Source organism: Billgrantia antri (genome assembly GCF_019430905.1).
In the GTDB taxonomy this organism is placed as follows: Bacteria; Pseudomonadota; Gammaproteobacteria; order Pseudomonadales; family Halomonadaceae; genus Halomonas; species Halomonas antri.
In genome coordinates, this window is sequence record NZ_JAHYCA010000003.1 from 568128 (window position 1) to 589277 (window position 21150).

Below are 21150 nucleotides of genomic sequence, written 5' to 3' on the forward strand. Positions count from 1 at the left end.
ATTGTACAACTTTTTGCGTGCCCTATAGAGTATGCCTTGTATAACAATTGCACGCCCCTCCACGCAGAAGGAACGACATCATGAAGGCCATCAGCGCCAGCCTTGCCCGGCTCGGCATCCGCACCCGTTTGCTTCTCGGCTTTTCCGCCGTGCTCGCCCTGATCGTGCTGCTCACTGCCATCGGCATCGTGCAGGTCAACCGTATCGACCGCAGCCTTACCACCATCAATGACGTCAATGGCGTCAAGCTGCGTCACGCCATCGACTGGCGGGGCAGCGTGCATGACCGCGCTATCCTGCTGCGCGACATGACCCTGGTGGAGACACAACCGGAATTGGCAGCGCTGCAGAACGACTACCGGGCCTTGGCCGACGACTATCGACTCGCTGCCAGCGGCATGAGCGAAATGACGCGCGAAAGCGTCACGCCACGTGAGCGGGAGCTGCTGGCCGCCGTGGAGCGTCAGGCCGAATCCACCCAGCGCCTGGCGGCAGAGGTCATGCAACAGCGCGAACAAGGGAATCTCGTCGCAGCCCGGGAGCGGCTGCTCAGCGCCGCCGGCCCCGCCTTCTTCGCCTGGCTCGACAGCATCAATGCCTTCATCGACCACCAGGAGGCCGAAAGTGCCGCCGACAGCGCCCTGGCCCGCGATACCGCTGCCGGCTTCCAGATGCTGATGCTGGCCTTGTGCCTTGCAGCCTTGCTCGTGGGGGGCGGCATCGCCTACCTGCTCGCCCGTCAGTTGCTGCGCGAGCTGGGCGCCGAGCCGCATGAGGTGCGCGCCTTCGCGGAAGCGATCGGCCGCGGCGAGCTGGCCACTGCCGGGCGCCTGCGCAAGAACGACGAGCGCAGCATCATGGCCGCCCAGGTGGGGATGGCACGCCAGTTGCAATACATCGTATCCCAGGTACGAGCCGCCGCCGAAGCGGTGGCCAGCAACAGCGAGCAGATTGCAGAGGGCAATACCGATCTCGCCTCACGTACCCAGCAGCAGGCCAGCGCCCTGACCCAGACCGCCTCGGCCATGGAGGAGCTCAACGGTGCCGTGGTGCAGAATACCGAGAACGCCGGCCAGGCCAGCCGTGAGGCCGAAAACGCATCGCATACGGCCCGCCAGGGAGGCAACGCAATCGAGCAAATGGCAGCAACAATGGATGAGCTCGACAAGAGCGCCGGCGAGATCGCAACGATCATCTCGACCATCGACGACATTGCCTTTCAGACCAACATCCTGGCGCTCAACGCCTCGGTGGAGGCAGCACGTGCCGGCGAACATGGCCGTGGCTTTGCCGTGGTCGCTGCAGAAGTGCGCAAGCTGGCCCAGAAGAGCGCCGATGCCGCTAGCGAAATCAATGAACTGGTCACCAGCAACATCGAGCGCGTGAAGAGCGGTAATGCCCGGGCCACGGAAGCACGCCAGGCCACTGAGGAGATCGTTGCGGCTATTGCACGGGTCAGCCAACTGATGCGCGAGATCAGCCAGGCCAGCGTGGAACAGAGCGCCGGGGTGCAGGAAGCCGGCACCGCCGTGGCCGAGATGGACCGGGTCACCCAGCAGAACGCTACGCTGGTCGGGGAGAGCGCTACGGCGGCCGACAACCTCCGCCAGCATGCACGGCAGCTGATGACGGCCATGTCTGCCTTCCAGTTGCCGACGAATCCTGGGCAGCGCAGCGCAGGGATCGAGACAGCGCCCAGGAATGCTTCCTCGCCCTTCCTGCCTCAGCTGCAGCTGACAGGCCACAAGCCTGAGCCCGAATGGGCTAGCTTCTGACCCGACCCTGCCGGTAGACGCAGCCGGTTACTCCACAGCGCCCCCGTCCGGCACGGTCGTACGGGGGCGCTCGCTTTCCAGTTCCAGCCCCGCCCGTTCAACCAATTCGGCGGGCAGCTCTTTCTTCACCGCCACCCCCAGCTCCTGAAACTCGGCGGCCTGCTTGATCAGGTTGCCGCGCCCGTTGACCAGTTGCCCCATGGCGCGGTCGTAGCTGTCGCGAGCGCCGTCGAGTTTCGCCTGCACCTCCTGCATGCTCTCGAGGAACAGGCGCAGCTTGTTGTAGAACCTCTCGGCGCGGCTGGCGAGCTCGGCGCTGTGGCGGCTCTGATCCTCGAAGCGCCACAGCTGGCGCACCACGTTGAGGCTGGTCAACAGCGTGGTGGGGGTCGCCACCAGCACGTTGTGCTCGATGGCGCGCTGATAAAGCGTCTCGTCGTGCTTGAGCGCCTCGACGTAGGCCGATTCCACCGGAATGAACATGATCACCACGTCGGGCGAGTTGAGGCCCGGCAGGTCGTAGTACTGCTTGTCGGCAAGCTCGGCGATACGTTCGCCCACCGCCCTGGCATGGGCCGCCAGGGCCAGCCCGCGCTCGTGTTCGTCATCGGCGTTGACGTAGCGCACATAGGCCGACAATGAGGTCTTGGCGTCGATCACCAGGTGACGCCCCTGGGGCAGGTAGACCACCGCATCGGGCCGCCGGCGACCCTCGGCCGTGGTGAAACTCACCTCACGTTGGTAATCCTTGCCGGGGCGCAGGCCGGAACCCTCCAGCACGTTCTCGAGCATCAGCTCGCCCCAGTTGCCCTGCACCTTCTTCTGGCCCTGCAGCGCCTGGGTCAGGCGCTCGGCCTGATCGGTGATCTCACGATTGAGCGCTTGCAGGTGGCGCAGCTCGGCGCGCAGACCGGCGCGCTGCTCGGTGTCGTGGCGGTGGATCGTCTCGACCTTCTCGCGAAAGCCCTTCATCTCGGCCTGGATCGGCTGCAGCAGGCCGCTGATGCGCTGCTGGGAAAGCTCCGAGAAGGCGCGCCCCTTGCGTTCGAGGATCTCGTTGGCCAGGTTTTCGAATTCCTGGCGCAGCTGGTCGCGGCTGTCGCGTAGCAGGGCCAGCTGCGCCTCGAAGTGCTGCTGCTTCTGTTCCAGCATGGTGGCCAGGCGCGCTTCACTGACCTGTACCTCGCCCAGCTCGCGCTGAAGCTGGTCGAGGCGCTGCTCACGCTCGGCGAGGCGCTCCCGGAGAGCGGCCAGAGCGGCCTCGTGACGTTGCGCTTCGGCGCGCTGGCGGCGGGCCGCAAGCCAGCCGGCCAGGCCGAAGGCAAACAGGAACGCCGCCAACGTGGCAGCCATCAGGACAATGCCCTGGGGCAGGGAGGCCAGCAGGGCGGTGAGATCGGTCAAGAGTATTCTCCTGCTGCAGCAAAGGGATAGCTCGCAAGTCTCCTCAATACCGCCGAGTTTGTCACGGCCTGCATCGCGCCCAGCCTGGCATCGCTCAACGTTTCGTCTTCAGCTCAGCCATCAACGAACGGCGTCCAGGCATCAACGCAGGGCCATGCTATCGTGAAAGCCAGACTCTACTGATGCACCTGCAATGCTCGACTTCCTTGCCCGTTCCGAAAGCCATGCCTGGCACCAGCAGCTGGCTCGCCTGCTGCGCACGGCGGCAACCCCCGACCTACCCGCCCGGCTCGACCAGACGCTACGCGAGCTGGTGGGTCACGAAACCGTGCTGATCAACGCCTATCGTGGCCGCCGGCAACCGCTGCTGATCCACGACGACTACCCGCCGCATCGCCACGAGCAGGGTGTCGAGCGCTACCTGAGCCAGGCCTATCTGCTCGATCCCTTCTTCACGGCAGTGAGCAACGGCCTGGATCAGGGCGCCCATCGCCTGCGCGAGCTGGCCCCGGATCGCTTCGAAGCCAGTGAATACTACGCTCATTACTACCGTGCCTTGGGCCTGGTCGATGAAGTCGGCTTCTTCTGCCGAGTGGATGAGGAGGTGGTCATTGCCGTGTCGCTGGGGTTCGGTGCCAAGTCGCCACCGCTGACCCGGCGCGCCCTGCAAGCCTTGCGCCACCTCTCACCCATGGCGGAAGCGCTGCTGGTCGAATATTGGAAATGGCAGGGGAACCAGTTCCAGCAGCGCCTGGCCGAGCAGGAGCCGGTGGAAGTCGCTCTCGCCAGCTTCGGCGCCGGGATACTGACGACTCGCGAACAGGAAATCGTGCGCCTGCTGCTGGCCGGCCATTCGACCAAATCCGCAGCCCGGGAGCTCGATATCAGCGACGGCACGGTCAAGGTTCACCGCAAGCACATCTACCAGCGCCTGGAGGTCTCCAGCCAGTCGCAGCTGTTTCGGCTGTTCCTCGACCACGTGGCCCTGGTATCGCGCCAGCAGGCGGTATGACGCTCGCAAAAAAGCCGGCTCCCGTGTCAGGGAGTCGGCATGTCGAAGACCGTATCGAAGGCGAGTGCTCAGGGGGCTAGTGCCATCCACACGCTCTTGAGCTCGGAGTACTCCTCCAGGCTGTGGTGCGACTTGTCGCGCCCGTTGCCCGACTGCTTGACCCCGCCGAAGGGCATGGTCTGGTCGCCCCCGGCCCAGTTGTTGACGAACACCTGGCCCGACTGCAGCCGCCGCGTCACGCGCATGATGCGGTCGATGTCCTGGCTCCACAGTCCCGCCGCCAGGCCGTAGGGCGTGTCGTTGGCCATGGCGATGGCTTCGTCTTCGCTGTCGAAGCCGAACACCGCCAGCACCGGGCCGAAGATCTCTTCGCGGCCGATGGTCATCTGCGGCGTCACGCCGTCGAACACCGTCGGCGGAATGAACAGCCCCGGCCCGTCGATGGCCTGGCCGCCGCTGCGCAGCCGCGCGCCCTCCTCCACGCCCTGGCGAATGTAGTCGAGGATGCGGCGGTGCTGGGCCTCGTCGACGATGGCGCCCATGAAGCTCGCCGGGTCCAGCGGATCGCCCGGCTGCATGATCTCGGCGGCTTTCAGCACCCGCTCGACGAAGTCGTCGCGAATCGAATTCTCCACCAGCAGCCGGGAGCCGGCGATGCACACTTCGCCCTGGTTGTGGAAGATCGCCGCGGCGGCATGGCTGGCCACCTGGTCGAGGTCCTTGCAGTCGGCGAAGACGAGATTCGGCGACTTGCCGCCGCACTCCAGGTAGACCCGCTTGAGGTTGGACTGCCCGGCGTACTGCATCAGCTGCTTGCCCACCGCGGTGGAGCCGGTGAAGGCCAGGCAGTCGACCTGCATGGAGAGCGCCAGGGCCTTGCCCACGGTGTGGCCGAAGCCCGGCAGCACCTGGAACACGCCCTTGGGCAGGCCGGCCTCCTTGGCCAGTTGGGCCAGGCGCAGCGCCGATAGCGGCGACTTCTCCGAGGGCTTGAGGATCACGCTGTTGCCGGCGGCCAGCGCCGGGGCGATCTTCCAGGCGGTCATCATCAGCGGGAAGTTCCACGGCACGATGGCCGCCACCACGCCGATCGGCTCGCGCAGCACCAGGGCCAGGGAGTCCTCGCCTGTGGGCGCCACCTCGCCGTAGAGCTTGTCGATGCACTCGGCCTGGTAGCGGATGCAGCCGATGGCGCCGGCCATGTCGCCCAGCGAGCTCGTGATGGGCTTGCCCATGTCGAGGGTGTCGAGCAGCGCCAGCTCGTGCTTGTGGGCCTCCATCAGCTCGGCCAGACGCAGCAGGGTCTTCTTGCGCTTGCCCGGCGCCAGGCGCGACCACGCGCCGCCGGCGAAGGCGTGGCGCGCCGCTGCCACCGCGCGCTCGGCGTCGGGTTCGTCGCAGCTGGCCACCTGGGCCAGCAGCTCGCCGGTGGCCGGATTGCGTGACTCGAAGGTGTCACCGCTGTCGGCGTCGACGAAGGCGTCGTCGATAAAGGCGCGGCTCTCCGGGACCAAGGAGTGTGCCAGGGCGTGCCAATCGTCGCGAGTTCCGGGGGCTTCGAAGCTCATTGCGCACCTCCTTGAGGGTTGGCGCGTTCCAGCAGGGCATCGCAGAGTACCTGGGCACCCAAGGCGCAGTGCTCTGGCGTGGCGTACTCGGCCTCGTTGTGGCTGATGCCGTCACGACAGGGAATGAAGATCATCGCGGTCGGCGCCACCCGCGAGACATAGACCGAATCATGGCCGGCCCCGCTCATCATCCGCCGGTACGGCACCCCCTGGCCGCGGGCAGCGCGCTCCACGGCCTCGATGCAACCGGCGTCGAAGTCGACCACTGGCGAGGCCCAGATCCGTTCGCTGGCCGCTTCCACGCCGAACCTCTCGGTCGCGGCGGCCAGCTCTTGGTCATAGCGGGCCTCCAGAGCATCCAGCTCGCCCTCGTCGACATGGCGCAGATCCACGCTCAGTCGCACCTCGCCGGGAATCACGTTGCGCGAGGGGCTGTCGATCTCCAGGCAGCCGAAAGTAACCTTGGTGGCACCGCTGTCGTCGGCCATGGCGTGCGCCTGCAGGCGATCGAGCAGGCGCGCCGCGGCGGCCAGGGCATCGTGGCGGTAGCGCATCGGTGTAGGCCCGGCATGGGCCGACTGGCCGCGCAGGGTCACGTCGAACCAGCGCATGCCCTGCACGCCGGTGACCACGCCAATGGCCTCCCCCTCCTGCTCCAGCACCGGCCCCTGCTCGATATGCAGCTCGAAGAAGGCGTCGAGCCGCGGTTCGCCCACCGGCAGCTCGCCGGCGAAGCCGCAGGCAGAGAGCGCCTCGCCGAAGGAGACGCCGTCGCGATCCTTGCGTGCCAGGGTCGACTCGACGCTGAACTCGCCGGCATAGGTGCCAGAAGCGACCATGGCCGGGGCGAAGCGGCTGCCCTCCTCGTTGGTCCAGACCACCAGTTCCAGAGGACGTTCAGTGACGATGTCATGGTCATGGAGGGTGCGGAATACCTCGAGCCCCGCCAGAACCCCGAGAATACCGTCGAAACGACCGCCCTTGGGCTGGGTGTCGAGGTGGCTGCCGGTGGCCACTGGATCGAGGTCATCGCACTTGCCGGGGCGACGGAGAAAGAGGTTGCCGACCCGGTCGACGCGCAGCGTGCAGCCGAGCGCCTCGCACCACTCGATCAGCAGTCGCCGCCCGGTGGCGTCCTCTTCGGTCAATGCGAGGCGACAGCTGCCGCCATTTTCGGTGGGGCCGATCTCGGCCATGGCCATCAAGCTCGCCCAGAGCCGCTGGCCGTCGATGGAAACGCTCATACAGGTTGCCTCCCTTTGTCTTTATATCCCAACCCTAGGCCGACCCGTCGCGGAACCGATATACCCCAATCAGGATATGTTCCCCGCTACCACCCCCTCGCTAGTCTGATCCTGACCTCAATGCAGCACACACCAACAACGACATCGACACGCGAGGCCAACCATGACCACCGCTACCCGCACGCCACCCCGGACCTACGATGCCCGGGCGCTGTGGCAGAAGGACAGGGATCACTTCATCCATCCGTTCACCGACTTCAGCCTGTTTCATGAAAAGGGCTGCGACCTGATCGTCGACAGCGACGGCATCTACGTCGAGGACATCCACGGCCACCGCTTCATCGATGGCATCGCCGGCCTGTGGTGCGTCAACGTCGGTCATGGCCGCGCCGAGATCGGCCAGGCCATGGCCGAGCAGGCCACCCGCATGGCCTATTTCTCCACCTTCAACAATCTGTCGAACGCGCCGGCGGCAGAACTTGCCGCCAAGCTTGCCGAGCTGGCACCGGCAAACCTCAACCATGTCTTCTTCAGTTGCGGCGGCTCGGCGGCCAATGACGCCACGATCCGCCTGGTGCACTACTACTTCAACCGGCTGGGCAAGCCCAACAAGAAGCGTATCCTGTCACGCAACAACGCCTATCACGGCACCACTTACCTGGCTGCCACCCTAACCGGCATCGAAAGCAACAACTGGGACTTCGATACACTCGACCACCTGGTGACCCACCTCAGCGAGGCCAACTGCTACCGCCGCCCGGCGGGGATGAGCGAGGCCGACTACTGCGATCACCTGGTGGCCGAACTGGAGGAGACCATCGCCGATATCGGTGCCGGCAACATCGCCGCCTTCATTGCCGAGCCGATCATGGGCGCCGGCGGCGTGCTGATGGCACCTCAGGGCTACCATGCCCGCATGCAGGCGGTGTGTCGCGCCCACGACATTCTCTATATTGCCGACGAAGTGGTCACCGGCTTCGGTCGCCTGGGCCACTTCTTCGCTTCCGAGGCGGTGTTCGACACCCAGCCGGACATCATCAACTGCGCCAAGGGGCTCTCCTCCGGCTATGCCCCGCTGGGCGCCACGCTGATCTCCGATGCGATCTACGAGGTGCTGGGCACCCCCCAGCGCAAGGGCGGCGTGCTGAGCACCGGCTTCACCTACTCCGGCCATCCGGTGAGCTGTGCCGCGGCGCTCAAGAACATCGAGATCATCGAGCGAGAAGGCATCTGCGAGAACGTGCGCGAAGTGGGGCCCTACCTGGAGCGGCAGCTAAAGACGCTTTCGCATCATGAAACCGTCGGCGACGTAAGGGGCAGCCACTTCATGCTGGCCATCGAGAACGTCGCCGACAAGGCCACCAGGAAGTTGCTGCCGGTGGAGGCACGGGTCGGTGACCGGGTCGCCGCCGAGGCCCAGAAACGCGGCCTGATCATCCGCCCGGTGGGCCATCTCAACATCATCTCGCCGCCGCTGATCTGGGACCGTGACGTGGTGGATCGGGTGGTGGCGATCCTCGACGAGGCCTTCGCCGCGACCACGGCATCGCTACGCAAGGACGGTTATCTGTAACCCGCCGGCTGCTGCCAGCGATGCTACCAATAGAGCAACGTACAACAACAAAGGTTGACGACCATGACACACTCACCTTCGGGCCCGACGGCCCACCCCCATAGCGTTGGCGGCTCCACCAAGGGCGGCCTGCTATTTCTCGGTATCTTGCTGATTGCCAGCCTCAGCGGCTTGGCACTGATCGACGGCGACGACTATGGCGTCTACAGCCTGTTACCCACCGCCGTGGTGCTGGGCATGGCCATCCTCACCCGACGCACCATCGAGTCGCTGCTCATGGGCGCCCTGGTGGGCCTGCTGATGATAGATCCCACCACAGTGGTGTCGCAGGGTTCGGATATCCTCCTGACGGTGCTGGGCAACGATACCGTCACTTGGATCATTCTGGTCTGTGGCCTGTTCGGCAGCCTGATCGCCCTGCTGGTCAAGACAGGCGGCGTATTGAGCTTCGGCGATGCCGTCACCCGGCGCATCCACGGCCGCCGCCAGAGCCTGCTGGCCACCTGGGTACTCGGTCTCATCATCTTCGTCGATGACTACCTCAACGCGCTGACCATCAGCGCCTCGATGAAGAAGATCACCGACCGCTTCAACATCTCGCGAGAGAAGCTCGCCTACGTGGTGGACTCCACCGCAGCCCCGATCTGCATCCTGGTGCCCTTCTCCACCTGGGCCGTGTTCTTTGCCGGCCTGCTGGAAGACAACGACGTGACCGGTAACGGCATGCAGCTTTATATTGAAGCGATCCCCTTCATGTTCTACGCCTGGGTGGCAGCGGCGCTGGTGCCGCTGGTAGCCCTCGGCTGGCTCCCCGATTTCGGACCCATGAAGGCCGCCGAAGCCCGTGCCGCCGCCGGACAGCCGATTCCGACAGGGGTCGACGACGGCGCCCTGGAAGTGGCGGACGATGGGCGCAAGCGGCCTCACCTGCTCAATTTCCTGCTGCCTATCGTCACGCTGGTCTTCTTCACCTGGTATTACGATATCGACATCTTGCGTGGAGTGATCGTGGCACTGGCCGTGACCCTGGTGCTGATCGGCGTGCAACGCCTGCTCAGCTTCCATGATACCTTCGATACCGCCCTGGACGGCTTCAAGGCGATGATCATGCCGCTGGGCACCCTGGTGGCCGGTTTCGCCCTCAAGGAAGTCAACGACATGCTCGGGCTCACGGACTACGTGATCGCTACTGTGCAGCCGCTGATGACGCCGGGCATGCTGCCGGTAGTTGTGTTCGTGACAATGGCCTTCCTGGCCTTCGCCACCGCTTCCTTCTGGGGGCTATTCGCCGTGGCGCTGCCCATCGTGCTGCCGCTGGCGGCCAGTATGGATGCCCATATGCCGCTGGTGATCGGTGCCCTGATTTCGGCCAGCGCCTTCGGCAGCCACGCCTGTTTCTATGGCGACTCCACGGTCCTTTCCGCCCAGGGTTCCGGCTGCACGCCCATGGCTCACGCGCTGACCCAGCTTCCCTATGTCCTGATCGCCGCCGGCATTTCGGCCGCCATCTTCCTGTTGGCCGGGCTAATGTGAGAATCCCCATGAACGTACCGATGAACGCCACCGCACTCGCCGACTCGACGCCCAAGGCTCAGGGCTATGCCATGCCCGCCGAGTTCGCCCCTCACGACGCCTGCTGGATGCTGTGGCCCCAGCGACCGGATACCTGGCGCTTCGGCGCCAAGCCGGCCCAGCAGGCCTTCGTCGAGGTGGCCACCGCCATCGCCGAGAGCGAGACGGTCTACGTCGGCGTCAACGACGAGCAATACGAGAATGCCCGCCACCAGCTGCCACCACAGGTGAGGGTGGTGGAGATTTCGAGCAATGACGCCTGGATGCGCGACGTGGGCCCCACTTTCCTTACCCACCCAGACGGTCGCCTGGCCATGGTCGATTGGCAATTCAATGCCTGGGGCGGCCTCGACGGAGGGCTCTACTTCCCCTGGGACAAGGACCGGCGCATTCGCACCAAGATCGCCGAGATGCTCGGTATTCCCCGCTTCACCGCCCCGGTGGTACTGGAAGGCGGCGCGATCCATGTCGATGGCGAGGGTACGCTGCTGACCACGGAGGAGTGCCTGCTCAATCCCAACCGCAATCCCGGCATGAATCGCGAGGCAATGGAGCGGGTGCTGCGCGACACCCTGAGTATCGAGAAGGTGGTCTGGCTGCCTCGGGGCTGCCACCTGGACGAGACCGACGGCCATGTGGACAACCTGTGCTGCTTCGTCGCCCCCGGCGAGGTGGCAATGAGCTGGTGCGACGACGAGACCGATCCCCAGCACGCCATCTGTCGGGAAGCCCTGCAGGCGCTGGAATCGTCGACCGATGCCAAGGGCCGCAAGCTGCGTGTGCACAAGCTGCCCCAGCCGGGCCCGCTGTTCATCGAGGAGGACGAAGCCAGCGGCATCGACCGGTTGAGCAGCTCCCACCCGCGGCGTCCCGGTGACCGCATGGCCGGTTCCTACGTCAACTTCTACATCGGCAACACGGTGGTGGTCATGCCGCTGCTCGATCCGCGCCGCGACGAGCAGGCCCGCGACATTCTCCAGGGGCTGTTTCCCGACCGTCGCGTGATCGGCGTACCGGCCCGGGAGATCCTGCTCGGCGGCGGCAATATCCACTGCATTACCCAGCAGCAGCCCCAGTCTAGGCGGCCACGCTGAGGCACTCGCTTGTCGAACTTCGCCCCCTGGAGCATGCTATTAACAGGCTCCCTTGAGAAGAGACCACACGCAGGCGGGCGAAGGCCTTAGCGAAGCTGGACACAGCGATTCAATAGGAGCGCGACAATGCTTGGAAAACACCTGATCGGCATGGCACTCGTGGCTGGCACCCTGCCATTGACAGTTCTCGCCCAGGAAGGTCCGGCAACGACTGAGGAACTCGATAACGGAGTTGTCGTTGAGGAGAGCCAGCCCGAGACTCGAGAGCAGGCACTGGAAAGCCTCGATACGGCCAGCGAAGAGACCCCAGAAGCAGCCAGCTTTGGCCTGGAGACCGCCCAGGAGGCGGTGAGCCAGGGCGGAGTCGACGGCCAAACCATCAGCGGCACCGCCAGCGGCGGGCGCAGCACCGAGGCACCTGATCAGGCCGACGGGAGTGCTGCCGGCGGGAATGCCGGTGGCATGGGCGCCGCTAACGCTGGCGGTGCCGGCGGCGGTGGTGCCGGCGGCGGTGGTGCCGGCGGCGGTGGTGCCGGCGGTGGTGGTGCCGGCGGTGGTGGTGCCGGCGGCGGTGGTGGTGCCGGCGGCGGTGGTGCCGGCGGCGGCCGCGGCTGATCAGCTTCGCGGCAGCCACAGAAACCACGAGGCCGGCCCCATGGGGCCGGCCTCGTCGCTGTAGAAGATCCTCTTCCGAGAGGCTCGCTCAGGTAGCGAGATTGATCCACACGCTCTTGAGTTCGGAGTACTCCTCCAGGCTGTGGTGCGACTTGTCGCGCCCGTTGCCCGACTGCTTGACCCCGCCGAAGGGCATGGTCTGGTCGCCCCCGGCCCAGTTGTTGACGAACACCTGGCCCGACTGCAGCCGCCGCGTCACGCGCATGATGCGGTCGATGTCCTGGCTCCACAGCCCCGCCGCCAGGCCGTAGGGCGTGTCGTTGGCCATGGCGATGGCTTCGTCTTCGCTGTCGAAGCCGAACACCGCCAGCACCGGGCCGAAGATCTCTTCGCGGCCGATGGTCATCTGCGGCGTCACGCCGTCGAACACCGTCGGCGGAATGAACAGCCCCGGCCCGTCGATGGCCTGGCCGCCGCTGCGCAGCCGCGCGCCCTCCTCCACGCCCTGGCGAATGTAGTCGAGGATGCGGCGGTGCTGGGCCTCGTCGACGATGGCGCCCATGAAGCTCGCCGGGTCCAGCGGATCGCCCGGCTGCATGGTCTCGGCGGCTTTCAGCACCCGCTCGACGAAGTCGTCGCGAATCGAATTCTCCACCAGCAGCCGGGAGCCGGCGATGCACACTTCGCCCTGGTTGTGGAAGATCGCCGCGGCGGCATGGCTGGCCACCTGGTCGAGGTCCTTGCAGTCGGCGAAGACGAGATTCGGCGACTTGCCGCCGCACTCCAGGTAGACCCGCTTGAGGTTGGACTGCCCGGCGTACTGCATCAGCTGCTTGCCCACCGCGGTGGAGCCGGTGAAGGCCAGGCAGTCGACCTGCATGGAGAGCGCCAGGGCCTTGCCCACGGTGTGGCCGAAGCCCGGCAGCACCTGGAATACGCCCTTGGGCAGGCCGGCCTCATTGGCCAGTTGGGCCAGGCGCAGCGCCGATAGCGGCGACTTCTCCGAGGGCTTGAGGATCACGCTGTTGCCGGCGGCCAGCGCCGGGGCGATCTTCCAGGCGGTCATCATCAGCGGGAAGTTCCACGGCACGATGGCCGCCACCACGCCGATCGGCTCGCGCAGCACCAGGGCCAGGGAGTCTTCGCCGGTGGGCGCCACCTCGCCGTAGAGCTTGTCGATGCACTCGGCCTGGTAGCGGATGCAGCCGATGGCGCCGGCCATGTCGCCCAGCGAGCTCGTGATGGGCTTGCCCATGTCGAGGGTGTCAAGCAGCGCCAGCTCGTGCTTGTGGGCCTCCATCAGCTCGGCCAGACGCAGCAGGGTCTTCTTGCGCTTGCCCGGCGCCAGGCGCGACCACGCGCCGCCGGCGAAGGCGTGGCGCGCCGCCGCCACGGCGCGCTCGGCGTCGGGTTCGTCGCAGCTGGCCACCTGGGCCAGGAGCTCGCCGGTGGCCGGATTGCGCGACTCGAAGGTGTCGCCGCTGTCGGCATCGACGAAGGTGTCGTCGATAAAGGCGCGCGATTCGAAGGCTAGCTCGGCTGCCAGGGCCTGCCAGTCGGCCAGGGTGCGTGGAGATGACGTACGGCTCACGATCCGGACTCCTCTCTTAAGGGTGACTCATCCGCCTGCTCGCATGCGGCCAGCCGCCGCGCGGTCTCATCCAGCGCCTCGCGGGCCAGGCGCACCAGTTCATCGATTTCGGCGCGGGTGATCACCAGCGGCGGTGAAATGATCATCGTATCACCCACCGAGCGCATCACCAGGCCATGATCGAAGCAGATGTCGCGACACAGGGTGCCGGCACCGAGCGACTTGGCAAAACGCTCGCCGGTAGCCGGATCGACCAGCTCCAGCGCACCGATCAACCCCAGCGAGCGCGCTTCGCCCACCAAGGGATGACCGGCCAGAGTGGCCCAGCGCTCGGCGAGATAGGGGCCAACGTCGTCCCGTACCCGCTCGACGATGCCCTCGGCCTGCATCAGCTCGAGGTTCTTCAGCGCCACGGCGGCACAGGCGGGATGACCGGAGTAGGTGAAGCCATGGAAGAATTCACCGCCGCGCTCGATCAGCGTCTCGGCGATGCGGTCGCCCACCAGCACGCCACCGATCGGCAGGTAACCGGACGAGAGCCCCTTGGCAATCGGCATCAGGTCGGGTTCGAGGCCGTAATGCACGCTGCCGAACCACTCGCCCAGGCGACCGAAGCCACAGATCACCTCGTCGACTACCAGCAGGATGTCGTACCTGGCCAGCACCTCCTTGACGGCCGGCCAGTAGCTCTGCGGCGGGATGATGGCACCGCCAGCGCCCTGCACCGGCTCGGCGATGAAAGCCGCGACGTTCTCCTCGCCGAGCTCGAGAATCTTCGCCTCGAGCGCCGCGGCGCACTCGCGGCCGAAGGCGTCGGGGCTGGTATCGCGCCCTTCCCCAAACCAATAGGGCTGGCGCACATGGGCTATCTTCGGCACCGTCGGGCCGCCCTGGGCATGCATCGGCGCCATGCCGCCCAGGCTCAGGCCGGCCACAGTGGAGCCGTGGTAGGCGTTGTCGCGCGCGATCACCCACTGCTTGTCGGACTTCCCTTCCAGGGCCCAGTAGCGCCGCACCATGCGCAGCACGGTATCGTTGGCCTCGGAACCCGAGCCGGTGAAGAACACCCGGTTCATGTGCGGCGGTGCCAGCCGGCACAGCGCCTCGGCCAGCTTCACCGCCGGTGGATGGGTGCTCTTGAAGAAGTTGTTGTAGTAGGGAAGTTCGCGCAGCTGCGCGGTGGCCGCCTCGACCAGTTCCTCGCGACCATAGCCGAGGTTCACGCACCACAGCCCGGCCATGGCGTCGAGGATGCGATGGCCCTCGCTGTCATGGATATAGATACCCTCGGCGTGAGTGACGATGCGGCTACCCTCCTCCGCCAGTGCCTTGAAGTCGGTGAAGGGGTGCAGGTGGTGGTCACGATCCAACTGGCGGTAGGTCTGGGTCTGCATGGGTATTCTCCTGCTCAGATGGATAGCGACTCGGCAACGGCGCGGTCGGCAAGATGAGCACGACAGGCAGCGGCGAAGACCTCGAACAGAGCGTGATAGAGCGGATGCTCCTGTGTACGCCATTCGGGGTGCCACTGAACCGCCAGGGCGAAGGCCGGGGCTGCGACCACCGATATCGCCTCGATCAGCCCGTCCGGCGCCGTCGCCTCCACTTTCAACCCGTCACCCAGGCGATCGATACCCTGCTGGTGCAGCGAGTTGACCGTTGCATACGGCTCGGTGTACAGCGCTGCCAGGCGGCCTCCGGCGCAAACCTCGATGTCATGCGCAGGCGCATAGCGGGTCGCGTAGTCGGCTTCTGGCTCGCGGTGGTCGGCAAGGCCGGGCACGTTCTGCACCGCCTGGTGCAGCGTGCCGCCGTAGGCTACGTTGAGCTCCTGGAAGCCGCGACAGATCCCCAGCAGCGGCAGGCCCTGACGAATGGCGGCGGGTATCCAGGCCAGCGCGGCAGCATCGCGGTGCAGGTCGTCGCGGGTGTTCTCCCGTGCGCGCTTTGCACCGTAGCGGGCGGGATCGACGTTGGAGTAGCTGCCGGTCAATAGCAGACCGTCCAGATGCGCGAGCAGGTCGCCGTCCACGGCATCCTGCCAGACCGGCAGCACCACCGGCGCCAGGCCATAGGAGCGCAGTGCACTCAGGTACTTGTCGGTCACTACGTGGGCAGGGTGGCCCTCCACCTCTCGGCGACAGGCGATGACGCCCACCAGGGGTCGGCTCGGCATGGCGGCCTCCTCGAAATCAGGCTGGCAGAACTGTGTTGATTAAACTTTCCACCATCGAGGCAAAAAAATCCACCCCCGGCCCCACCGCCCCTTGCTCAAGCTACACATACAAGGCATTTTTGCGGAGAAGCATCAGCAATCCGCACCGACAATCCGTAAAAGATTTGACAACACAGGCTCGTCAACGAAAGATAGGCATTAATGACGAACCAGCGACAGTGACAGGTGCCCCATGCCGCCGCTCAGCGCCGACCAGGCCCGGGAGTTTCTCGCGCGCCATCCAGACATCGACAGCATCGATCTGCTGATCAGCGATCTCAACGGTGTCATGCGCGGCAAGCGCATCCCGCGCGACAAGCTGGACAAGGTCTGCCATGACGGCATCAACCTGCCGGCCTCGGTCTTCGCCCTGGACATCAACGGCCATACCATCGAGGCGACCGGCCTCGGCCTCGCCAGCGGAGACGGAGACCGGATCTGTCGCCCCCTCGAGGGCACGCTGTTGCCATCGCCTTGGCTGCGCAATGGCCGCCAGGGCCAAGTGCTGATGACCATGGTCGAGCCCGACGACTCGCCCTTCTTCGCCGACCCGCGCCAGGTGTTGTCACGACAGTTACAGCGACTGCAGGAGCGGGGCCTGACGCCGGTGGCGGCAGTGGAGATGGAGTTCTATCTGCTCGACCGCGAGCGCACCCCAGAGGGGCGGATACAGCCACCGCGTTCACCGCGCAACGGCGAGCGCGCTAGCCAGAGCCAGCTCTACTCCATCGATGAGCTCGACGAGTATGCGGCTTTCCTGGAAGACGTGCAGCGGGCGGCAGAGCTCCAGAACCTGCCGCTCGACACGGCGCTCAAGGAGTGCGCGCCGGGCCAGTTCGAGATCACCCTCGGCCATTGCAACGATGCACTCAGAGCGTGTGACAGTGCCGTCCTGCTGAAGCGACTGGTCAAGGGCGTGGCGCTGAATCACGGCTTCGAGGCCACGTTCATGGCCAAGCCCTACGGCCTCGAGGCAGGTAACGGCACCCACGTGCACCTCAGCATGCTCGATGCCAGCGACCGCAATGTCTTCGCCGCCGACAACGGCGATCTCCTCGGCAGCCAAACGCTCCACTGGGCCGTGGCGGGACTACTGGAGCTGATGCCGGCCTCGATGGCCATCTTTGCGCCCAACCTCAATTCGTTCCGGCGCTTCCAGCCGGGGCTCTATGTCCCCATGGCCCCGACCTGGGGATTCGACAATCGCTCGGTGGCCCTACGCATCCCCTCCGGCAACAACGACGCACGCCGTATCGAGCACCGGGTCGCCGGGGCCGATGTCAATCCGTACCTGCTGCTAGCCGTCCTGCTGGCAAGCGTCGAGCACGGCATCGCGGAACAGTTGACGCCGCCTGCGCCCGTCGAGGGTAACGCCTATGAGCAGTTCGAGCCCTCTTTGACCAATAGTTGGCAACAGGCGATCGACCTGCTGGAAGCCTGCGAGCCGCTCAAGAGCGCCCTGGGCCGCGAGTTCGTTCACGTTTTCGCTGCCAACCGGCGCGCCGAGCGTGAACAAGCCATGCAGACGGTGAGCCAGCTGGAGTACGCCTGGTACCTGCGTCACGTTTGACGAGCGCGCACTCTCACGGGGGCGGAGCAAATAACAGCGCCCCGACCGAAGCCGGGGCGACACGAGGAAGAGTGATCAACCATCGCTGGTGGCCAGCGGGAGGTCCCAACGTGGCTGCCCTTCCTCGAGCAGCACGCGATCACCCTGCGGCTGATGGTCCAGGCGGGACACCTCGGTAAGGTCGCCGTGGCGCCAGGTGACGTCATAGCCGACGGTTTCCTCCCGGGTATCCATGACGGTGTGGCACTGGCGCTGCGTGGTGGTGTAGGTCTGGGTCTGGTTGGCCTCGATACGCCCCTGGATCTCGCGCCCGGCAAAGCCGCCGCCCACCACCCCCGCCACGGTGGCTAGGGTCTTGCCACTGCCGCCACCGACCTGGTTGCCGAGCAAGCCACCAATCACGGCCCCCGCTGCCGTACCGGCGATGCGATGGGGATCGCGGCTGGGCGCCTGGGCTTGCTGTTGGACCACCACGTCCTCACACACCTCGCGCGGCGTCTCGACGCTGCGCGTCACCGGCTGCACCGCCACAACCTCGGCGAACTGCGGCCCGCTCTCCCTGGGCGCTTGCTGTACCTGCCAGGCGCCGTAGCCCAGGCCACCCAGTCCCAATACGCTCAGCGTCGCTCCGATCACGATCGACTTGTTCATCACGCTCCTCCTGCAGGGCGATATGCCGCCCCGGGCTTATAAGGCTCGGCTCGATACGATGTGCAAGAGAAGAGACGTGACGAGCGGCACTCCATGCCGCCCGGGAATGACTTCAGTATACGCAGCGGTAGGGAGACGTTAAGCGCGACGCAACGGCTTTCACATTTTCTGCCCCGTTGTCCGCCGCTGGCGACACCTCACCAGCCGAGCCGGTCCCGCGTGGCGTAGTACCATGCTCCGAGCGCCGAGAGCGGCACGCGCAGCAATCGCCCACCGGGGAACGGCAGGTGCGGCAGGCCGGCAAAGGCCTCGAATCGCTCGCCCTCGCCGCGCATCACTTCGGCGATCAACTTGCCGGCCAGGTGCGAGCAGGTTACCCCGTGCCCCGAGTAGCCCTGTGCATAATAGACATTGTCGTTAAGGCGACCGAACTGCGGCAATCGATTGAGCGTCATCAGGAAGTTGCCGCTCCAGGCGAAGTCAATGCGCGCATCGGCCAGCTGCGGAAAGGTCTTGAGCATCTTGGGACGAATCACCGCGGCAATATCCGCCGGATCCTGGCCGCCGTAGTTGACCCCGCCACCGTAGAGCAGGCGGCCGTCGGCGGTGAAGCGATAATAGTCGAGCAGGTAGTTGCAATCCTCCACCGCCATGTCGTGAGGGATCAGCTCGCGACGCAGCGCCTCTGGCAGCGGCTCGGTGGTGATGATCTGCGTACCACAGGGCATCGACTTGCCCTCCAGCTCCGGCAAGATGCCCTGCAGGTAGGCGTTGCCGGCCATCACCACGCGCCGTGCAGTCACGCTGCCACTCGGCGTACGCAGCGTGACGCTCTCACCGTGACGCACCTCGAGCACAGGGGATTGCTCATGGATCTTGCCGCCCAGCGACTCGAACGCAGCGGCCTCGCCCAATACCAGATTGAGCGGATGCAGGTGGCCACCGGAATGATCCACCAGTGCACCGACATAGCGTTCGCTGCCGATCTCGCGCCGGTAGGCCTCGCCCTCCAGCAGTTCCAGCTGACGGTTGCCATAGCGCTCCCATAGCGCCTTGTGCTCGCGCAACCCCTCGAGCTGCTTGCGGTTGCAGGCAGCGAACAGGTTGCCCTGCTTCAGGTCGCAGGCGATCTCGTAGCCGGCGATACGATCACGAATGATGCGATTGCCCTCGAAGGCCATATCGCCCAAGGCCCGCGCGGTGCCGGCACCGTACCTGGCCTCGATCACGTCCATATCGCGGCTGTAGCTATTGACGATCTGGCCGCCGTTGCGCCCGGAAGCGCCGAAGCCGACGCGGGCGGCCTCGAGCACGACCACCTCCAACCCCTGCTCGGCCAAGTGCAGGGCCGCCGAGATACCGGTGAAGCCCGCCCCCACCACGCACACCTCGCACTCGATGTCGCCGACCAGGGCGGGGCGCTCCGGCACGGGGTGGGCTGTGGCAGCATAGTAGGACGCCACATGCTCGGCATTGGCTTGGATCGACATAACTACCTCATGCTCAACGAAAAAAATTATCTTCCTGCCGTCATATCCTGCAACATCGCCTGCCGCCGCCTTGCCTCGCTGCGCCGCATCAGGTACCAGGCGATGAAGGTGGCCAGCGATACCGCCAGGATGATCAGCGTGGCCAGGGCGTTGATCTTGGGCGAGACGCCAAGGCGCACCGAAGAGAACACCACCATCGGCAGCGTGGTCGCACCGGGACCGGAGACGAAGCTGGCGATCACCAGATCGTCGAGCGACAGGGTGAAAGCCAGCAGCCATCCCGCCGCCAGCGCCGGCGCAATCACCGGTAGGGTGATCTGGAAGAAAGTACGCACCGGGCGGGCCCCCAAGTCCATGGCCGCCTCCTCGATCGACAGGTCCACCTCGCGCAGACGTGAGGCCACCACCACCGCCACATAGGCGCTGCAGAAGGTGGTGTGGGCAATCCAGATGGTGACCATGCCGCGGTCCGCTGGCCAGCCGATCAGCTGCGCCATGTGCACGAACAGCAGCAGCAGCGACAGACCGGTGATCACCTCGGGCATCACCAGCGGCGCAGTGACCATGCTGGAGAGCGCCGTCTTGCCGCGGAAACGGGCGAAGCGCACCATCACGAAGGCGGCCAGCGTGCCCAGGCACACCGCCATGGAGGCGGAAAAGAAGGCGATGCGCAGGCTGGTCCATATGGCCGAGAGGATCTGCTCGTCACGAAACAGTTCGACATACCAGTGCGCCGAGAAGCCCGCCCATACGGTGACCAGACGCGACGAATTGAAGGAGTAGATCACCAGGATGAGCATCGGCAGGTAGAGGAAGACGAGCCCGACGATCAGCATCACGGTGGTGAAGGATGGCTTGCGCATGGTCACTCCTCCAGCTCACGGGACTGGTAGCGGTGGAACAGGGCGATGGGCACGATTAGGATCGCCAGCATCACCATCGCCAGTGCCGAAGCCACCGGCCAGTCACGGTTGTGGAAGAACTCTTCCCACAGCACCTTGCCGATCATTACCGTATTGGGCCCGCCCAGCAGCTCCGGGATCACGTACTCCCCCACCGCCGGGATGAACACCAGCATCGAGCCGGCGATGATGCCGCCCTTCGATAGCGGCAGCGTCACGGTGAGAAAGGTGTTGAACTTGCGCGAGCCGAGGTCCGAGGCCGCCTCCAGCAGCGAGGTGTCGAGCCGGGTCAGGTTGGCATAGAGCGGCAGCACCATGAACGGCAGGTAGGCATAGACGATTCCCAGAATCACGGCGAAGTTGGTGTTGAGCATGCGAATCGGCGAATCGATCAACCCCGCCCAAATCAGCAGGTTGTTGATCAAGCCGTTGTTGCTGAGGATACCCATCCAGGCATAGACGCGAATCAGGAACGAGGTCCACGACGGCAGCATCACCAGCAGCAGCAATACCAGCTGCCAGCGGGCCGGAGCGCGGGCCATGGCATAGGCCATGGGATAACCGAGCGCGAGGCACAGCACGGTGGCCAGCAGGGCTATCTTCACCGAGCCCCAATAGGCCGAGACATACAGCGTGTCGGTGGCCAGGAACAGGTAGTTGCCGAACGTCACGATGACGTTAAGCGTCTGGTTGGCATAGTCGAAGATAGGGCCGTAAGGCGGTATCGAGATGGCAGCCTCGGAGAGGCTGATCTTGAGTACGATGCCGAACGGCAGCAGGAAGAATAGGGTCAGCCACATTAGCGGGACGGCGATGATCCAGCCACGGCCGGGCTTGAGCAGTCGCCGCAGGCGAGCGGTTACGTGAGTCATGC

General features: G+C 65.5%; 17 protein-coding genes. 7 read left to right on the plus strand and 10 right to left on the minus strand.

Annotated elements, in window-relative coordinates; translation table 11 throughout:
• Positions 1-80 precede the first annotated feature (80 nt).
• Positions 81-1775, plus strand: coding sequence for a methyl-accepting chemotaxis protein (locus KPL81_RS10670; RefSeq protein ID WP_219791959.1), 1695 nt, complete (start codon positions 81-83; stop codon positions 1773-1775).
• A gap of 27 nt (positions 1776-1802) precedes the next feature.
• Here KPL81_RS10670 and KPL81_RS10675 read toward each other — a convergent pair whose 3' ends face one another.
• Positions 1803-3179 carry a DNA recombination protein RmuC gene (locus KPL81_RS10675; protein WP_219791961.1) on the minus strand — a complete coding sequence of 459 codons (1377 nt, stop codon included), beginning with the start codon at positions 3177-3179 and terminating at the stop codon, positions 1803-1805.
• Positions 3180-3372: 193 nt separating this feature from the next.
• Here KPL81_RS10675 and KPL81_RS10680 point away from each other — a divergent pair, with 193 nt between their 5' ends.
• A complete protein-coding gene (locus KPL81_RS10680) occupies positions 3373-4191 on the plus strand; it encodes a helix-turn-helix transcriptional regulator (RefSeq protein WP_219791963.1) in 819 nt (272 codons plus the stop codon).
• Between the two features lie 68 nt (positions 4192-4259).
• On the opposite strand, the gene KPL81_RS10685 is transcribed toward KPL81_RS10680, so the two are convergent.
• Positions 4260-5759: an aldehyde dehydrogenase gene (locus KPL81_RS10685; protein ID WP_219791965.1), complete on the minus strand. Its 1500-nt coding sequence runs from the start codon at positions 5757-5759 to the stop codon at positions 4260-4262.
• Entirely contained in the window at positions 5756-7003 is a 1248-nt protein-coding gene (locus KPL81_RS10690; protein WP_219791967.1) for a M20 family metallo-hydrolase, read from the minus strand. The genes KPL81_RS10685 and KPL81_RS10690 overlap by 4 nt, the downstream gene beginning before the upstream one ends.
• Positions 7004-7166: 163 nt before the next feature.
• Between KPL81_RS10690 and KPL81_RS10695 the strand changes: the two genes are divergently transcribed.
• The 4 genes from KPL81_RS10695 (at position 7167) to KPL81_RS10710 (ending at position 11857) form a co-directional block, all read left to right on the plus strand.
• Entirely contained in the window at positions 7167-8576 is a 1410-nt protein-coding gene (locus KPL81_RS10695; RefSeq protein ID WP_219791969.1) for an aminotransferase, read from the plus strand.
• A 63-nt stretch (positions 8577-8639) separates the two neighbouring features.
• Positions 8640-10109 (plus strand): Na+/H+ antiporter NhaC family protein, encoded by a 1470-nt coding sequence (locus KPL81_RS10700; RefSeq protein ID WP_219791971.1) that lies wholly within the window; start codon positions 8640-8642, stop codon positions 10107-10109.
• Positions 10110-10117: 8 nt separating this feature from the next.
• On the plus strand, positions 10118-11242 hold the full coding sequence (gene aguA, locus KPL81_RS10705) for an agmatine deiminase (protein WP_240549167.1): 1125 nt from the start codon (positions 10118-10120) through the stop codon (positions 11240-11242).
• Between the two features lie 126 nt (positions 11243-11368).
• On the plus strand, positions 11369-11857 hold the full coding sequence (locus KPL81_RS10710; RefSeq protein ID WP_219791973.1) for a hypothetical protein: 489 nt from the start codon (positions 11369-11371) through the stop codon (positions 11855-11857).
• An 88-nt stretch (positions 11858-11945) separates the two neighbouring features.
• On the opposite strand, the gene KPL81_RS10715 is transcribed toward KPL81_RS10710, so the two are convergent.
• From KPL81_RS10715 to KPL81_RS10725, 3 genes are read right to left on the minus strand one after another with little or no spacing between them, the layout of a single operon-like run.
• Complete coding sequence (locus KPL81_RS10715) at positions 11946-13448, minus strand: aldehyde dehydrogenase (protein WP_219791975.1); 1503 nt, start codon at positions 13446-13448, stop codon at positions 11946-11948.
• A complete protein-coding gene (locus tag KPL81_RS10720) occupies positions 13445-14842 on the minus strand; it encodes an aspartate aminotransferase family protein (RefSeq protein ID WP_276314037.1) in 1398 nt (465 codons plus the stop codon). The genes KPL81_RS10715 and KPL81_RS10720 overlap by 4 nt, the downstream gene beginning before the upstream one ends.
• Positions 14843-14856: 14 nt before the next feature.
• Positions 14857-15624 (minus strand): gamma-glutamyl-gamma-aminobutyrate hydrolase family protein, encoded by a 768-nt coding sequence (locus KPL81_RS10725; protein WP_219791977.1) that lies wholly within the window; start codon positions 15622-15624, stop codon positions 14857-14859.
• A 232-nt stretch (positions 15625-15856) separates the two neighbouring features.
• On the opposite strand from KPL81_RS10725, the gene KPL81_RS10730 reads away from it, so the two are divergent.
• Positions 15857-17233, plus strand: coding sequence for a glutamine synthetase family protein (locus KPL81_RS10730; protein WP_219791979.1), 1377 nt, complete (start codon positions 15857-15859; stop codon positions 17231-17233).
• A 75-nt stretch (positions 17234-17308) separates the two neighbouring features.
• Here KPL81_RS10730 and KPL81_RS10735 read toward each other — a convergent pair whose 3' ends face one another.
• The 4 genes from KPL81_RS10735 to KPL81_RS10750 form a co-directional block, all read right to left on the minus strand.
• Positions 17309-17884 (minus strand): glycine zipper 2TM domain-containing protein, encoded by a 576-nt coding sequence (locus KPL81_RS10735; protein WP_209473085.1) that lies wholly within the window; start codon positions 17882-17884, stop codon positions 17309-17311.
• Positions 17885-18081: 197 nt separating this feature from the next.
• Complete coding sequence (locus tag KPL81_RS10740) at positions 18082-19374, minus strand: NAD(P)/FAD-dependent oxidoreductase (protein ID WP_219791981.1); 1293 nt, start codon at positions 19372-19374, stop codon at positions 18082-18084.
• 26 nt (positions 19375-19400) lie between these two features.
• Entirely contained in the window at positions 19401-20237 is an 837-nt protein-coding gene (locus KPL81_RS10745) for an ABC transporter permease subunit (RefSeq protein WP_240549168.1), read from the minus strand.
• Between the two features lie 2 nt (positions 20238-20239).
• Positions 20240-21148 (minus strand): ABC transporter permease subunit, encoded by a 909-nt coding sequence (locus tag KPL81_RS10750; RefSeq protein WP_219791983.1) that lies wholly within the window; start codon positions 21146-21148, stop codon positions 20240-20242.
• Positions 21149-21150 lie beyond the last annotated feature (2 nt).

What these genes read in the sequence shown, in the direction of transcription:
- KPL81_RS10710 (WP_219791973.1), top strand. Translation starts at nt 11,369, where the DNA reads ATGCTTGGAAAACACCTGATCGGCATGGCACTCGTGGCTGGCACCCTG.
- KPL81_RS10670 (WP_219791959.1), top strand. Translation starts at nt 81, where the DNA reads ATGAAGGCCATCAGCGCCAGCCTTGCCCGGCTCGGCATCCGCACCCGT.
- KPL81_RS10740 (WP_219791981.1), bottom strand. Translation starts at nt 19,374, where the DNA reads ATGTCGATCCAAGCCAATGCCGAGCATGTGGCGTCCTACTATGCTGCC.
- KPL81_RS10680 (WP_219791963.1), top strand. Translation starts at nt 3,373, where the DNA reads ATGCTCGACTTCCTTGCCCGTTCCGAAAGCCATGCCTGGCACCAGCAG.
- KPL81_RS10725 (WP_219791977.1), bottom strand. Translation starts at nt 15,624, where the DNA reads ATGCCGAGCCGACCCCTGGTGGGCGTCATCGCCTGTCGCCGAGAGGTG.
- KPL81_RS10700 (WP_219791971.1), top strand. Translation starts at nt 8,640, where the DNA reads ATGACACACTCACCTTCGGGCCCGACGGCCCACCCCCATAGCGTTGGC.
- KPL81_RS10745 (WP_240549168.1), bottom strand. Translation starts at nt 20,237, where the DNA reads ATGCGCAAGCCATCCTTCACCACCGTGATGCTGATCGTCGGGCTCGTC.
- KPL81_RS10750 (WP_219791983.1), bottom strand. Translation starts at nt 21,148, where the DNA reads ATGACTCACGTAACCGCTCGCCTGCGGCGACTGCTCAAGCCCGGCCGT.
- KPL81_RS10720 (WP_276314037.1), bottom strand. Translation starts at nt 14,842, where the DNA reads ATGCAGACCCAGACCTACCGCCAGTTGGATCGTGACCACCACCTGCAC.
- KPL81_RS10735 (WP_209473085.1), bottom strand. Translation starts at nt 17,884, where the DNA reads ATGAACAAGTCGATCGTGATCGGAGCGACGCTGAGCGTATTGGGACTG.
- KPL81_RS10695 (WP_219791969.1), top strand. Translation starts at nt 7,167, where the DNA reads ATGACCACCGCTACCCGCACGCCACCCCGGACCTACGATGCCCGGGCG.
- KPL81_RS10730 (WP_219791979.1), top strand. Translation starts at nt 15,857, where the DNA reads ATGCCGCCGCTCAGCGCCGACCAGGCCCGGGAGTTTCTCGCGCGCCAT.
- KPL81_RS10685 (WP_219791965.1), bottom strand. Translation starts at nt 5,759, where the DNA reads ATGAGCTTCGAAGCCCCCGGAACTCGCGACGATTGGCACGCCCTGGCA.
- KPL81_RS10690 (WP_219791967.1), bottom strand. Translation starts at nt 7,003, where the DNA reads ATGAGCGTTTCCATCGACGGCCAGCGGCTCTGGGCGAGCTTGATGGCC.
- aguA (WP_240549167.1), top strand. Translation starts at nt 10,118, where the DNA reads ATGAACGTACCGATGAACGCCACCGCACTCGCCGACTCGACGCCCAAG.